The organism is Novosphingobium profundi, assembly GCF_020524485.1.
GTDB classification, from domain to species: Bacteria; Pseudomonadota; Alphaproteobacteria; order Sphingomonadales; family Sphingomonadaceae; genus Novosphingobium; species Novosphingobium profundi_A.
In genome coordinates, this window is record NZ_JAIVLF010000004.1 from 1 (window position 1) to 13,936 (window position 13,936).

Below are 13,936 nucleotides of genomic sequence, written 5' to 3' on the forward strand. Positions count from 1 at the left end.
CGGCGTAATCCCCGCCTTCTCGCAGATCGCGCCAAGACCGTTCAGAATACCTTCCGAACTGTCATGCGGCGTCGACGGCGTCTTGTGACGGAAAAACGAGCCGTCTTCCTGGTTGAACAAAAGTAGGTCGGTGAACGTCCCTCCGACGTCGACACCCAAGCGGTAGGTCATGCTTTCCCCATCCGTTCTCTCGCCTAGCGGCGCTGTGGTTGCTGCCCGGTTCGGCGGGGCGGCGCCTCGTGCGAGAAGCCCCTTTGTCCTTGCGGGTCAGCCAGATCTGGTTGTGCGTGGATGACGCGTCGGCCTCCACGGTGTGCTCGAACAGTGAACGTGATCGCGTTTTCATGCTGCGCTTGCGGATAGAGTTATCCGCCCTGCGGCTTTTCGGCTTGGCGTGCGTCGGTCCAGGATGGCATCTGCACTAGGACGAGGCGGAACAAAGGAGACACCGACGATGCCACTCGACTTCGCCAGCTTGCGTCCCGCGACGCGCGAATTCCTTGCCCGCCGCGCCCGCGGCGAGGGCCTGCTGATCGACGGTGAATGGCGCAAGGCCGCCAGCGGCAACACCTTCGCAACGCTCGACCCGGCGACCGGCTCGGAACTGGGCCAGGTGGCCGCAGCGGGCGCGGACGACGTGAACGATGCCGTTGCCGCCGCCCGTGCGGCTCAGATCAAGTGGGCCGCCACCATCCCTGTTGAGCGTGCGCGCATCCTCTGGAAGATCGCGGACCTCCTCGAGGCCAACATCGACGAACTCGCCGAGATCGAGACGCTCGATCAGGGCAAGCCGCTGTTCGTGGGCCGCTGGGCCGAGATCCCCGGTGCCATCAACCAGTTCCGCTTCTTCGCGGGCCAGGCCATGAACATCGAAGGCAACACGATCGAGAACTCGATCAACTACCAGCCCGAAGGTAAGCAGGTGCGCAGCTGGACCGTGCGGGAGCCGGTCGGCGTGGTCGCGGCCATCGTGCCGTGGAACTCGCCGCTGGTGCTGACCGCGATGAAGCTCGCTCCGGCGCTCGCCGCTGGCTGCGCGCTCGTCCTGAAGCCCGCAGAGGACACCTCGCTCTCCGCGCTGCGTCTGGCCGAGATCATGGTCGAGGCGGGGCTGCCCGCAGGCGTTCTCAACGTGATCACCGGCCTTGGCGGCGAAACCGGCGCAACGCTGGCGCAGCACAAGGATGTCGACAAGATCGCCTTCACCGGTTCGACTGCAACGGGCCGTGCGGTGCTCGATGCGGCAAAGACCAACTTCAAGCGCGTGACGCTGGAGCTGGGCGGCAAGTCGCCCTCGATCGTCATGCCCGACGCGAACCTCGATCTCGCCATTCCGGGCGTGGCCAATGCAATCTACTTCAACGGTGGCCAGGTCTGTATTGCAGGCTCGCGCCTCTACGTGCACCGTTCGATCCACGACCAGGTCGTGGAAGGCGTGGCCAACTATGCCAAGGGCCTGAAGCTTGGCCACGGCCTTGAAGCCGATACGCAGATGGGCCCGGTCGTCTCGCTGCGCCATGCCGAGCGTGTCGAGGGCTTCCTGCAGCGCGCCAAGGGCGCAGGCGCCACGATGCTCACGGGCGGTGAGCGCACCGGCGAGGCCGGCACCTTCATCACGCCGACCGTCGTCACGGACGTGACGCCCGACATGGAAATCGTGCGCGAGGAAGTCTTCGGTCCGGTTCTGGTCGCCCAGGCCTTCGATGAGCCCGAAGAAGTGATCGCGGCCGCGAACGACAGCGAATATGGCCTCGCCGCCAGCGTCTGGACCGAAGGGCTCAGCAACGCGCACCGCATGTCGAGCGAGATCAAGGCGGGCACCGTCTGGATCAATTGCCACGCGATGTACGACCCCGCGCTTGCCATCGGCGGCGTCAAGCAGTCGGGCTGGGGCCGTGACAGCGGCAAGCAGGCGCTGGAAAGCTACCTGGAGTGGAAGACGGTCTGCGCGGTCGTCTGATTGCATCAAAGATTCGCGAAGGATCGGAGGGGCGCTGCGGCGCCCCTCTTTTTTTGTCGCAGCGCATGTTCTTGATCGAGGTCACTGACACCTGGGCAGATGTCCGGGCGGACCACTAAGAATTGGGCATCGAAGCGCCCGAAATAGCGCGCATCGCACGATATTCACCGCAAGTCGGATAGTCGGGCAGTGGTGTCTAACCAGTCCGGGCACGCGGTCCATACCTGTCAGCAAGAAGCAATTAGTGGAGTCTGCTGGATATGGCTGCAGTTGAACGGTGCCAGGTAGTGATCGCGGGGGCAGGGCCGGTTGGGACGGTTCTGGCGACGCTTCTGGCTCAGGCGGGCGTCGACGTGGTCGTCCTGGAAGCGGGTAGCGAATGTGCGCAGGACCTGCGCGCCTCGACCTTCCACCCGCCCTCGCTCGAAATGCTCGACCAGATCGGCATCACCCAGATGCTCATCGACAAGGGCCTCAAGGCGCCGGTCTACCACTGGCGCGACCGCCAGAGCGGCGAAGTCATCGACTTCGACCTTGCCGAGATCTCGGACGTCACCAAGTACCCGTTCCGCATCCAGTGCGAGCAGTACCACCTCTCGCAGGGACTGGCCGAGGGACTTGGTAAGTACAGCAACGCGCAGGTCCGCTTCGGCAGCCGCATCGTCTCCTTCAATGACGATGGCGCGGGCGTTGACGTCTTCGTCGAGACCATGACCGGTATCGACAAGCTGCGCTGCGACTTCCTGGTGGGCGCCGATGGTGCCAACTCGATCGTGCGCAAGTGGCTGGGCGTCGAATTCGACGGTTTCACCTATCCCGAGCGCTTCCTCACGCTCTCGACCGAGCTTGAGCTGGCCGATCACCTGCCCAACCTGTGCTACGTGAACTACGTCAGCGATCCGCAGGAATGGCTCGTGCTGCTGCGCGTCCCTTCGGTGTGGCGCGTGCTGGTGCCGACCGATCCCGAGGCCGACGAGGATTACCTGCGTTCGGACGAGGTCAAGAACGGCATCTTCGATCGCCTGATCGGCGAAGGCGCGGGCAAGGACGTCAAGACCGGCCACCGCACGCTGTACCGCGTCCACCAGCGCGTTGCGAAATCGTTCCGCGAGGGCCGCGTGATGCTGTGCGGCGATGCCTCGCACCTCAACAACCCGCTTGGCGGCTTTGGCATGAACTCGGGCATTCACGATGCCTTCAATCTGTTTGAGAAGCTGATGCCGGTGATCGAGGGCAAGGCCGACATGGATGCGAACCTCTCGCTCTATGACCGCCAGCGCCGGACGGTCACGCACAGCTTCACCCAGACCCAGACCAAGGCCAACATGGCCATGATCAAGGGCGGACAGGACGATGCCCACCAGCAGCGCCGCCAGGCGATGCTCGACATCAAGGCCGACGACGACAAGCGTCGCGCCTACATGATGCGCCAGGCCATGTACGAGAGCCTCGAGCAGGCCAGGTCGATTACCTGATACCCATTCGGGCACGGGGAAGGGGCTTGTTCTCTTTCCCCGTGCCGCGCCCACAGGGCCCTTCGGGAAGAAACGCGGCGCAAGACCGCACCAGGAAAAACACAACAACTCGCCACACCACGAAGGCGGGGAGAAACGTCATTCAACCCGCAGGCCCTTGGCGGCCTGCAAAAGGAGTACATGCAATGGGAGACGTTCTCGGTTGGCGCAAGCTGCTGGGTGTCATCGCACCGTCCACCAACACGGTTGTCCAGCCCGACATGGAGCGCATGCGCCCTGAGGGTGTAACCAACCACTTCTCGCGCATCTACGTCGAGGATCCGCTGGCCCTCTCGAACGAGGACTTCATCGCGGGTACGACGCTGATCGCCGAAAACACCCTTGATGCGGTGCGCTCGGTCATGACCTGCAAGCCCGATTACCTCGTGCTCGGCATGTCGGCGGTGACCTTCTACGGCGGTGTCGAAGGCGCCGCGAAGTGGAAGAAGCAGGTCGAGGACTTCGCCGGGATCGGCGCATCGACCGGCGCGGAATCGGTTGCCGCGGCACTCAAGGCCTACGGCAACGTCAAGACCGTCAGCTTCGTCTCGCCCTACTACCCGGTTGCGAACGCCGAAGTGCGCCGCTTCCTCGAGGAATCGGGTTTTGACGTGAAGCGCGACGTTCCGCTGCAGTGCAAGCGCTGGACCGACATCGCCAAGGTCACGCCCGAGCGGCTCGACGAGGTCATCGCCGAACTTGATGGCGATGATGTCGATGCGATCGTCCAGGTCGGCACCAACCTCTCGATGGTCGATATCGCGGCCCAGTACGAGCAGAAGCTGTCCAAGCCGGTGATCGCGATCAACACCGCGACCTACTGGCACGGCCTACGCGCCTGCGGCATCGACGACAAGATCCAAGGTCTCGGCCGCCTCCTCGCGGAATTCTGATCCCGCGCTTGCGGCATCGACGTCATTTGTCATAGCCGCAAGGCACCGAAATAGCGCAGGGCTCCGCGGTAAATCGCGGGGCCCTGTTCTTATTTGTTATATTGTTGACTCAAATCAACCTCGCGCGCGTCGTGTGGCCATACATAGGTGAAGCGCGAGAGGCCGAGGGCTCCCTGATCGGACCGCCCCGCCGCCATCCGCAGCAAGGAGGGTTTGATGTCAGCCGAAATTCCACCACCCTACACCGCGCTTCAGCGCCATCCGATGATGGCACAGGCGGACCACGATGAAGCCTCGCGCTTCAATTTCCTGACCCAGTTCAACCGCTACCTGTCGGGCGATCTCGGCAAGGGCAACTGGCTCGCATACGAGAAGCGCGTCCTGCCCGCCTTCGAGGCGATCCATGGCCGGTCGCCGGAGAACCGTGAGGAAATCCGTGTCGCGATGAACCAGGATCCCTGGCACCGCACCTGGTCGGCGCTCAAGCGCAACTCGATGGAGATGCGCCAGCAGAATGGGCGCCAGATCGTGCTGCGCCAGCTCGACGAACTCGACGCAAAGGCCAAGGCGTATAACGAGGCTTCGGGCCTGCTCGAACTCGATTCCTCGGTCGAACAGCCCCTCTACGTCACCTGCGTCGATATCCACTGCCAGCCCGGTAGCTACCATACTGAGGAACGCCCGGGCGACGTCGCGGTCGCGGCGAACTACGATGTCGGCCTCTTCGCCACCACTGGCGGAGCGCTTGGCAGCCTCAACGATGGCGGTGGTCAGGCCGTGGTCGGGTGGATCAAGGAGAACCGCCCCGACTGGTCGCCGGAACGGGTGCTCGACGTGGGCTGCACGGTGGGCCACAACGCAGTGCCCATCGCACAAGGGTTCCCGGAGGCCGAGGTGATCGGCATCGACACCGCTGCACCCGTCCTGCGCTATGGTGCCGCGCGCGCGGCCAGCCTGGGTGTATCCAACATCAAGTTCGTCCAGGCGAGCGGCGAGGACCTCTCGCGCTTTCCCGACAACCATTTCGACTGGGTGCAGACGACGATGTTCCTGCACGAGACGTCGGCCTCGGCGATGCCGCGCATCCTCTCCGAATGCCACCGCGTGCTGAAACCGGGCGGGCTCCTGCTCCATGTCGAGCAGCCCCAATACGGCCCCGACATGCCGCTGTTCGAGCAGTTCCTGCGCGACTGGGACGCTTACAACAACAACGAACCCTTCTGGTCGGCCATGCATGGTGTGGACCTCAAGGCCGTGATGGAAGAGGCCGGTTTTCCGCTGGACGAGCAGTTCGTGACCGGTGTGCGGGCAATTCCCGACAAGACACTGTTCCCTGGCTCGCCCGACGGAGACAAGGAAGACTACGGACGTGCGGCCATCTGGAATGCATACGGGGCCTGGAAGCCGAAGGTTTCCAATGAGATCGCCAAGGAGATTTCGGCATGACGCAGGATCTGGACTGGATCGCACGTTCCGGCGCACGCGCCAAGGGTGGTCGCCCGGCCTTCTTCGACGAGATGGCCCTCGACCGCCTCTACTCGCTGACGCTCTCGCTCACGGCCGAACTCGCCGCCACGCGCGAACGTCTGGATACGGTGGAGCGGTTGCTCGAGCTGGAGGGCTCGATCGATCGCACCAAGATTGAAAGGTATGAGCCGGACCGCAAGGCCGGTGAGGAACGGGGAATTGCCATGAGGGCGTATATCGCCCGCGTCATGCGCGGCTTCCAGCAGGAAGTCGAGGCCATGGAGGAAACCGATCCGCCCGTCACCGACTGGGTGGAGAAGCTTTCCCGCCAGGACGCCGCATCGGCTTAGGGGCGGCTCCCCCTTAGACAAGGGGAAAGTCGTGATAGAAGAAGTATTGGTACTGCGCTGGGTGCACATCATCGCCATGGTCTATTGGCTGGGCGGCGAATGGGGTGTTTTCCAGACGAGCTACAACGTGTGCAACCGCAAGCTGTCGATGGACGAGCGCCGCCGCCACATGGAGACGGCCTACCGCATCGACATCCTGGCCCGCACCGGCATCATCTCGCTGCTGCCGCTGGGGCTGCACATGGGGTACATCTATGGGCTCCATCCGTTTGGCGGTGGGTACCTCACCGCAATGTGGATATTCATCGCACTCTGGCTCGGCCTGTGCTGGAGCGCCTTCATCAAGCGCGAAACCGATGTCGGCGTGAAGCTTACCAAGATCGACGAAAAGATCCGCTGGGTTCTCATCCCGCTGATCTTCGTGGTCGGCATCTCCTCGCTGCTGGGCCATGGTCCGCTGGAAGCGGGCGAGGGCATGCGCTGGTACGCGACGAAGCTGACGCTCTATGGGTTCACCTTGTGCATCGGGCTTGGCCTGCGCTGGATCATGCGCCTGTGGACGGTGCGTTTCCGGCGCCTGGCCGAAGGTCCCAACCCGGCCGAGGAAGCCGCTCTCGAGCGCGAGTTCATGTATGGCCGGATGATGGCCTACGTCTACTGGATAACGATTTCCGGCATCTGCTTCCTGGGTACGGTCAAGCCGTTCTGAGGAAAGCCGATGTTCCGATAAAGGAAATCGCAGGAGGAAAGGGCGGTCCCACAGGGATCGCCCTTTTTTCCTGGCGGAAGAGGGGGGCGTGTAAGCGCAAGGAAAAGGGCCCCGGAAGCGCGAACTTCCGGGGCCCTTGCCATGTCGTGTATCGGAGCCGATCAGGCCGCGCCGACGGCGCCCTTGGCGGTGAGCGCTTCAATCTTTTCGGCCGAGTAGCCCAGGCTCTCCAGCACCGAGCGGCTGTCCTGGCCCGCGCCGGGCAGCGTAACCGGAGCGCCCGGACGCTTGCCGCCCATCTGCAGCGGGATGGTGGGCAGGCGGGTCTGTTCGCCGCTGTCGAGGGTCACGTCCTCAAGGCCGCCTTCGGCGAGCTGGGGATCGTCGAACATGTCCTCGGGCTTGCCAATCGGGGCGAAGGGAAGGCCCGTGCCTTCGAGCATACCGACAACTTCGCCGCGGGTCATGCCCAGGAACATCTCGCGCACCTGCGGCAGGATGCGGTCACGCGCCTTCACGCGCTCGTTGTTGGTGCGGATGCTCTCATCGGCCCACAGCTCGTCGAGCTGGAAGATCTTGCAGAACTTCTCCCACAGGACATCGCTGACCACGCCGATGAAGACGGGCTCGTCCTTGGTTTCGAAGACGTCGTAGATCGCCCAGGCCGAGATGCGCGCGGGCATCGGGTTGGCGGCCTTTCCGGTGACCGCGAACTGCGCCATGTGCTGGCCCACGAGGTAGATCGTGGTCTCGAACAGGCTGGCGACGACCTTCTGGCCCTTGCCGGTGCGGTGGCGTTCCTCAAGTGCGGCGAGGATGCCGATCACGCCGAACATGCCGCCGGTCACGTCGACGACGCTGGAGCCAGCCCGCAGAGGGCGTCCCGGAGGGCCGGTCATGTAGGCAAGGCCGCCCATCATCTGGGCCACTTCGTCGAGTGCGGTGCGCTCTTCGTAAGGGCCGGGCAAGAAGCCTTTTTCCGAGCAGTAGATGATGCCCGGATTGGTCTCGGCAAGGGTCTCGTACGAGAGGCCGAGGCGGTCGAGTGCGCCGGGGCGGAAGTTCTCGACGAGGACATCGGCCTTGGCGCACAGGTCCTTGGCGACCGCGATGCCTTCCGCGCTCTTGAGGTCCAGGCAGATCGACTTCTTGCCGCGGTTGTACATCGGGAAGTAGCCCGAGCCCGAACCCAGCAGCTTGCGGGTACGGTCGCCGCCGATGGGCTCGATGCGCACGACATCGGCGCCAAGCCCGGCGAGGATGTGGCCGACCGTCGGGCCCATGACCATGTGGGTGAATTCGATGACCGTGATTCCGGCCAGCGGCGTCGGTGCGCCGCCCTGTTCAGCGCTCATCGCGCAATCCTTTCCTTGTAGTCCAGCATCGGACCTGCATCGGGCGTGAAGCCGTAAAGCGGTTCGCCCGGAAGGGCTTCTGTCAGGATCGACCGCACTTCGAGCAGTTTTTCCAGATCGATGCCGGTGTCATAGCCCATGGAATTGAGCATGAGAACGAGATCCTCGGTGACGAGGTTGCCCGAGGCGCCGGGCGCATAGGGGCAGCCGCCCAGACCACCGAGTGAGGAATCGATGGTGGTGATCCCTTCCTCAAGGCCCGCCAGCGCGTTGGCCAGACCCAGGCCGCGCGTGTTGTGGAGGTGCAGCGTGGTGAGCATGTCATCGCCCACCGCGGCCTTTACCTTGCGCACGAGGCGCTTGACCTGCGCGGGGTCGGCATAGCCGGTCGTGTCGGACAGGCTGAACTCCTGGCCGCCCGCTTCGGCCGCGGCGACGGCAAGGCGCACCACGGTGTCTTCGGGAACCGCGCCCTCGATGGTGCAGCCAAACGCGGTCGAGAGACCCACCGCGAAGTGGATGCCCGCATCCTTGGCGATTTCGGCCGCCTTCGCGATCTCGGCGAGCATCGCGGGGTGGTCCTTCTTGACGTTGCGGATCGAGTGCTTCTCGCTCAATGAGAAGGGGATCGACATGCCGTGGACGCCCGCCTTCGCCGCGTTCTCGGCGCCGCGCGCATTGGGGACGAGGGCGACGACGTTGAGGCCCTCGATGCCCTTGGCAAACTCCACCAGTTCAGGGGTGTCGGCCATCTGCGGGAGGAGCTTGGGCGGCACGAAGCTGCCCACCTCGATCTCCTTGACACCGGCGGCGGCCTCGGCCGCGATCCAGGCCTTCTTGGCTTCGAGCGGCATCACCTGCTTGATCGACTGCAGGCCGTCGCGCGGGCCCACTTCGGAAATGAGAATTTCGGTCATGCGGTCTTCTCCAGGTAGACCCAGGGACGCGCCGTGCGGTCGGCGTCGGTCCACGCCTCGATGGCGGGCAGGGCCTTCAATGTGAGGTCGATCACGTCGAGGCCTTCGAGCAGCATCGTGCGCGGCTCGTCCTCGATCGTGAGGCTATGTGTGGTCTCCCCGGCCGTCACCATCTGCGCGGGCAGATCGACAGTGATCTCCTGCCAGGCCAGCGCGTCGACATCGGCGCGGGGCAGGGTGATCGGAAGGACGCCGTTGCGGATGCAGTTGGCGCGGAAGATCGGTGCGAAGCTCTCGGCAATGACGCAGCGGATGCCGTACTCGACGAGCGCCCAGACCGCGTGCTCGCGGCTCGAACCACAGCCGAAGTTGGCGCCGCCCAGGATCACCTGTCCGCCCTTGGCCTCGGGCATGTTGAGCTCGAAGGTCGGATCGGGGGTGCGTGCGGCAACATCGCTGTAGCGCCAGGGCGCGAAGAGCCCCTCGGCCAAGCCGGTGCGTCCGGTGCTCTTCATCTCGCGGCTCGGGATGATCGCGTCGGTATCGACGTTGTCGCGCAGGATCGGTACGGCAACCGAGGTGAGGGTGGTGAAAGGGGTCACTGCGCGCTCTCCTTTGCCAGCTCACGCGGGTCGGCGATAACACCGGCGACGGCGCTCGCGATCACGGTTTCGGGGCTCGCAATATGCGTGCGGATGCCCGGACCCTGGCGACCTTCGAAATTGCGGTTGGTCGAACTGATCGTGCGGCTCCCCTCGGGGAAGCGTTCACCGCCTGCGAAGAAGCACAGCGAGCATCCGCTTGCGCGCCATTCAAAGCCAGCCTCGGTGAAGATCGTGTCCAGACCCTCGGCTTCGGCGGCTCGCTTGACCGAGGAACTACCCGGCACGACCATCGCCTTCTTGATGCTATCGGCGACCTTGTGGCCCTTGACCAGCGCCGCGGCGCGGCGAAGGTCGGAAAGGCGGGCGTTGGTGCACGAGCCGACAAAGGCGACGTCGATGGGCGTGCCCAGCATCGCGGCCCCGGGGGCAAGGTCGATGTACTGGTGCGCACGCTGAGGGCCCTGCGGCACCGCGCCATCAATGGGCATGGAATGCTGCGGGCTCGTGCCCCAGCTGACCATTGGCGCGAGCGAGGCGGCGTCGATCACGATTTCGGTGTCGAAGGTCGCGCCGTCATCGGTCGAGAGCGTTTGCCAGTAGGGATCCTCGAAGTTCGCGGGCGCATAGCGGCGTCCGGCAAGGTACTCGAAGGTCTTGGCGTCAGGTGCGATGAACCCGGCCATGGCCGAGAACTCGGTCGCCATGTTGCACAAGGTCATGCGCGCTTCGATGTCGAGCGCTTCCACGGCCTCGCCCGCGAACTCGACCGCATGGCCCGCGCCGCCACCCGCGCCGTGCGCGGCGATGAGGGCGAGCGCCATGTCCTTGGCGGTCACGCCCGGCGCAAGCTGGCCGGTGAAGGTGACGCGCATCGTCTTGGGCTTTTCGATGCGCAGGGTGCCGGTCGCCATGGCATGCTCGGCTTCACTCGAACCGATGCCCCAGGCGAGCGCGCCCAGCGCGCCCTGCGTGCAGGTGTGGCTGTCGGGTGCGACAAGGGTGACGCCCGGAAGCACGATGCCGAGTTCCGGCGAGATGACGTGGGTGATGCCCTGGTCGGGATCGTTGACGTCGAAGAGCGTGATCCCGGCGGCCTTGGCGGCAGCGCGGGTCTCGGTGATGAAGGCGGAACCGCCTTCCATCAGTGTGCCGTCACCGCGTCCGATGCGGGTATCGACAATGTGGTCCATGACCGCAAAGACACGGGCCGGATCGCGGACCGGTCGGCCCGCGGCAGCCATCGACTTCAGCGCAGCCGCACCCGTGCGCTCGTGCAGGAACACGCGGTCGATGGCGACAAGTCCTGCGCCCGAGGTGCCGGTATCGATCCGGTGTGTGTCCCAGATCTTCTCGAAAAGTGTCTTTGGTCCCGTGGATGTCATCGTTGTTTTTTCGTCAGCCCGTTCGCAAATGGTCGAGGGGCAAGCGTCATGGGCTTGCCCCAGCGACCTGCCTAGACCTGTTTAGGGCGCTTCGTGCAAGTCGACGACCACCTTACCCGATGAGCGAGCAGACAGGAGACGCTCGACCCCGTCATAGATCCCCGCGATCCCGTGATAGGCCGCGCTGTCGAGGTGCACCTGGAGCTTGCCATCCTCGTAAAGACGGAAGAGGCGTTCGCGCGCTTCATCCCAATACTGGGTGAGAAGGCCGTTCATGAAACCGCGCACCGAGGCGCTCTTGTAGTAGATCGAATTGGCAATGCGCGGGGCGGTGACGATTTCGGGCTTGCCTTCAAGATCCGAGGCCGCGCCTCCGACGACAAGCCGTCCGTGGTTGGCGAGGTTCGCCAGGAAGGCGTCGTGGATCGGCCCGCTGACAGTGTCGACCGCGACGTCGAGCGCGTTGTGGTATTCGCGGCCCAGCACTTGCGCCACGTCGTCGGCCTTGTAGTCGATGACGCAGGCGGCGCCGAGCGACTTCACGAAGGCACACTTCTCGGGGCCTCCGGCAACGCCCACCACATGGCACCCGCGCAGGGCGGCAAGCTGGACGAGGAAGTGGCCAAGTCCCCCCGCAGCCGCCGAAATTGCGACCGTCTCGCCGTCCTTCAGTTCGCCAATGCGCTCAAGTGCGACCATCGCCGATACGCCCGTCGAGGCAAGCGCGAGGTATTCGCGCGTGACGGCGGGAGCCTTGACGAAGCCGCTGGCAGGCGCGGTGTTCTCCTCGCGGTATCCGCCGGTGAAACGAACAGAGACGGCCGCATCGCCCACCGCGAAGTCGCTGACGCCTTCGCCTACGGCCTCGACCGTGCCGATGGCCTCAACCCCGGTGAAGGTGGGGAGGGCAATCTTGACGTAGTCGACGGCGTCACGCGCGATCTGGGTGTCGAAGATGCCGTTGATGCCGCAAAAACGGTTGCGCACGCGGATCTCTCCGGGGCCCGGTTCCCGGCTCGGCAGCTCGACGATATCGCAGGCTTCGCGGAAGGAGGGCGCGATCCGTGTCAGGCGGATCGCGCGGTAGGTCTTCGCCGTTTGGCTCATTGCTGCGCGATCTTGCCCTGCGGGAAGCCCAGGCCGCCCGGGTTGAACAGGCCCTTGGGATCGACCGTGTTCTTCACCGCGTCGAGCACGTCAAGGAAGGCCTCGTCCATGCGGTCGCGGTACTTGTAGGAACGGCCGATCTGGAAGTGGCCCGCACCATACTTGCGCGCAATTTCCTTCACCTTCTCGCGCGCGGCAGTGACGATGGCGGTAGCTTCGGGATGGGCGCCCAACTGCTGCAGGCGCCTCATGTGATCGGGCTCGACCATCGATTCGTGGATCGGGCGGTAACCTTCAGGCCAGAAGAAGACCGGCTCGATGATGATGGCGTTGGTCGACATCGAGGAGATCAGGAAGCCGTTGAAGATGCCATGCTTGTCGAAGGTTTCCTGCATCTCGTCGAAGTAGGCGCGGATCTCGGTAAAGGCCTTGGGCGCGGTCGAGAGCGAGAACTGGCCATGGACCGGGATCCAGCTTTCGCCCTCAGGCCCCAGGATCGAGTTGGGCGCAGGGAAGGGCATGGCGCGGATGATCTTGGCGATCGAGTTCTCGATCTCCACGCCGTCGAACTGGGCGGCAATCTCGCGGGCCCGTGCGATATCGTGGGCAACCGCTTCCTTGCAGCGCCCTTCGGCGGTGATGTGGAGCGGGTACTCTTCCTCGGGGATGAAGTTGCGGCCGCCCATGGCGATCTTGGCCGCGGCCAGCAGGCCCTTGCCCAGCGACTTCTCCTTGGAGATGACCTTGCCCAGCGTCTTCACGTCGCTTGCCATCGACATGCGCTTCATGCGCACCTTGGTGAGGCCCGGGTCGAAACCGCAGCTTTCCGCAGCAAGCCCCTCGCGGGCCATTTCGCCCAGCGCCTCGAGCATGGCCGGGCCGCTCTTGAAGGAGAACGAGGCGGACTGCTCGAAGGCGGGCTGGCGGATGAGGCGCAGGGTGATCTCGGCCTTGAGCCCCAGCGTGCCCGAATCGCCGCAGAAGAGGCCCGCGATGTCCGGGCCGAAGTGACGATAGAAGGGAGTGTCGCCATCCGGTCCGCGCGCGCCGGTGCGCAGGATGCGCCCGTCGGCGAGCACCATGGTCAGCGCGATCACGCTCTCGCTGGTCGTCCCATAGTGGCCTGCACCGAACATGGCGTTCAGCATCGAGAGGCCGCCTCCAATGGTAGAGTAGATCCCCGACATCGGACCCCAGAACGGCGTGCGCAGGCCCTTCTCCTTGAGCGCCTCGTTCAGCTCACGCCACGAGCATCCGGCCTGGACGGTCACGGTCATGTCCTCGGGGCTGATATCCAGCACCTTGTTCATGCGCGTGGTATCGATGGTGACCGTGTCGTTGGTCGCCGGGATGTAGGCTTCGGTGTAGCTCATGCCCGCCCCGCGTGGAGCAAGGGCGACACCGGCCTCGTTTGCAGCGGCGACCACGGCAGCGAGTTCCTCGGTCGTTGCCGGGGCGACGATCAGCATCGCAACGTGATCGGAGGCAATCCACACGTCCTCGCTAAAGAGACGCAGGCGCGCCTCATCGGAGGTCACGTGGGCCGCACCGACGATGCCTTCGAGCTTGGCACGAAGGTCACTCGGACACGGAGCAATGGAAGCAGGGGCAGCCGGGGCGGCGATATCGGACATGGTGTGTTTCCCGTGAGTGAGGCCGCGTGCGGAGGCATGCGGC

The 13,936-nt window shown here is 64.6% G+C and carries 13 protein-coding genes; 6 read left to right on the top strand and 7 right to left on the bottom strand.

Going from position 1 to position 13,936, the window contains the following annotated elements:
* A partial coding sequence (locus LC060_RS10330; RefSeq protein ID WP_226636496.1) for a hydantoinase/oxoprolinase N-terminal domain-containing protein occupies positions 1–171 on the bottom strand: 171 nt, incomplete at its 3' end.
* A gap of 283 nt (positions 172–454) precedes the next feature.
* On the opposite strand from LC060_RS10330, the gene LC060_RS10335 reads away from it, so the two are divergent.
* The 6 genes from LC060_RS10335 (at position 455) to LC060_RS10360 (ending at position 6,893) form a co-directional block, all read left to right on the top strand.
* Complete coding sequence (locus tag LC060_RS10335; RefSeq protein ID WP_226635312.1) at positions 455–1,960, top strand: aldehyde dehydrogenase family protein; 1,506 nt, start codon at positions 455–457, stop codon at positions 1,958–1,960.
* A 260-nt stretch (positions 1,961–2,220) separates the two neighbouring features.
* Positions 2,221–3,435, top strand: coding sequence for an FAD-dependent oxidoreductase (locus LC060_RS10340; protein ID WP_226635313.1), 1,215 nt, complete (start codon positions 2,221–2,223; stop codon positions 3,433–3,435).
* A gap of 185 nt (positions 3,436–3,620) precedes the next feature.
* The gene (locus LC060_RS10345) at positions 3,621–4,367 is read left to right on the top strand and encodes an arylmalonate decarboxylase (RefSeq protein ID WP_226635315.1); all 747 of its coding nucleotides are present in this window, start codon (positions 3,621–3,623) and stop codon (positions 4,365–4,367) included.
* Positions 4,368–4,583: 216 nt separating this feature from the next.
* Positions 4,584–5,813: a class I SAM-dependent methyltransferase gene (locus tag LC060_RS10350; protein WP_226635316.1), complete on the top strand. Its 1,230-nt coding sequence runs from the start codon at positions 4,584–4,586 to the stop codon at positions 5,811–5,813.
* Positions 5,810–6,184: a hypothetical protein gene (locus tag LC060_RS10355; protein ID WP_226635318.1), complete on the top strand. Its 375-nt coding sequence runs from the start codon at positions 5,810–5,812 to the stop codon at positions 6,182–6,184. The genes LC060_RS10350 and LC060_RS10355 overlap by 4 nt, the downstream gene beginning before the upstream one ends.
* Positions 6,185–6,215: 31 nt before the next feature.
* Entirely contained in the window at positions 6,216–6,893 is a 678-nt protein-coding gene (locus tag LC060_RS10360; protein ID WP_039393590.1) for a hypothetical protein, read from the top strand.
* A gap of 161 nt (positions 6,894–7,054) precedes the next feature.
* Here LC060_RS10360 and LC060_RS10365 read toward each other — a convergent pair whose 3' ends face one another.
* The 6 genes from LC060_RS10365 to LC060_RS10390 form a co-directional block, all read right to left on the bottom strand.
* On the bottom strand, positions 7,055–8,248 hold the full coding sequence (locus LC060_RS10365) for a CaiB/BaiF CoA transferase family protein (protein WP_226635319.1): 1,194 nt from the start codon (positions 8,246–8,248) through the stop codon (positions 7,055–7,057).
* Positions 8,245–9,165 (bottom strand): hydroxymethylglutaryl-CoA lyase, encoded by a 921-nt coding sequence (locus LC060_RS10370; RefSeq protein ID WP_226635321.1) that lies wholly within the window; start codon positions 9,163–9,165, stop codon positions 8,245–8,247. The genes LC060_RS10365 and LC060_RS10370 overlap by 4 nt, the downstream gene beginning before the upstream one ends.
* Positions 9,162–9,767, bottom strand: coding sequence for a 3-isopropylmalate dehydratase small subunit (leuD, locus tag LC060_RS10375; RefSeq protein ID WP_226635322.1), 606 nt, complete (start codon positions 9,765–9,767; stop codon positions 9,162–9,164). The genes LC060_RS10370 and leuD overlap by 4 nt, the downstream gene beginning before the upstream one ends.
* Positions 9,764–11,152: a 3-isopropylmalate dehydratase large subunit gene (locus LC060_RS10380; RefSeq protein WP_226635324.1), complete on the bottom strand. Its 1,389-nt coding sequence runs from the start codon at positions 11,150–11,152 to the stop codon at positions 9,764–9,766. The genes leuD and LC060_RS10380 overlap by 4 nt, the downstream gene beginning before the upstream one ends.
* Positions 11,153–11,233: 81 nt before the next feature.
* On the bottom strand, positions 11,234–12,259 hold the full coding sequence (locus LC060_RS10385; protein ID WP_226635325.1) for a zinc-binding dehydrogenase: 1,026 nt from the start codon (positions 12,257–12,259) through the stop codon (positions 11,234–11,236).
* Positions 12,256–13,893 carry an FAD-binding oxidoreductase gene (locus LC060_RS10390; protein ID WP_226635326.1) on the bottom strand — a complete coding sequence of 546 codons (1,638 nt, stop codon included), beginning with the start codon at positions 13,891–13,893 and terminating at the stop codon, positions 12,256–12,258. Before LC060_RS10390 ends, LC060_RS10385 begins: the two co-directional genes overlap by 4 nt.
* Between the last annotated feature and the right edge of the window lie 43 nt (positions 13,894–13,936).

What these genes read in the sequence shown, in the direction of transcription:
- LC060_RS10380 (WP_226635324.1), bottom strand. Translation starts at nt 11,152, where the DNA reads ATGACATCCACGGGACCAAAGACACTTTTCGAGAAGATCTGGGACACA.
- LC060_RS10370 (WP_226635321.1), bottom strand. Translation starts at nt 9,165, where the DNA reads ATGACCGAAATTCTCATTTCCGAAGTGGGCCCGCGCGACGGCCTGCAG.
- LC060_RS10350 (WP_226635316.1), top strand. Translation starts at nt 4,584, where the DNA reads ATGTCAGCCGAAATTCCACCACCCTACACCGCGCTTCAGCGCCATCCG.
- LC060_RS10365 (WP_226635319.1), bottom strand. Translation starts at nt 8,248, where the DNA reads ATGAGCGCTGAACAGGGCGGCGCACCGACGCCGCTGGCCGGAATCACG.
- LC060_RS10335 (WP_226635312.1), top strand. Translation starts at nt 455, where the DNA reads ATGCCACTCGACTTCGCCAGCTTGCGTCCCGCGACGCGCGAATTCCTT.
- LC060_RS10355 (WP_226635318.1), top strand. Translation starts at nt 5,810, where the DNA reads ATGACGCAGGATCTGGACTGGATCGCACGTTCCGGCGCACGCGCCAAG.
- LC060_RS10385 (WP_226635325.1), bottom strand. Translation starts at nt 12,259, where the DNA reads ATGAGCCAAACGGCGAAGACCTACCGCGCGATCCGCCTGACACGGATC.
- LC060_RS10390 (WP_226635326.1), bottom strand. Translation starts at nt 13,893, where the DNA reads ATGTCCGATATCGCCGCCCCGGCTGCCCCTGCTTCCATTGCTCCGTGT.
- LC060_RS10345 (WP_226635315.1), top strand. Translation starts at nt 3,621, where the DNA reads ATGGGAGACGTTCTCGGTTGGCGCAAGCTGCTGGGTGTCATCGCACCG.
- LC060_RS10340 (WP_226635313.1), top strand. Translation starts at nt 2,221, where the DNA reads ATGGCTGCAGTTGAACGGTGCCAGGTAGTGATCGCGGGGGCAGGGCCG.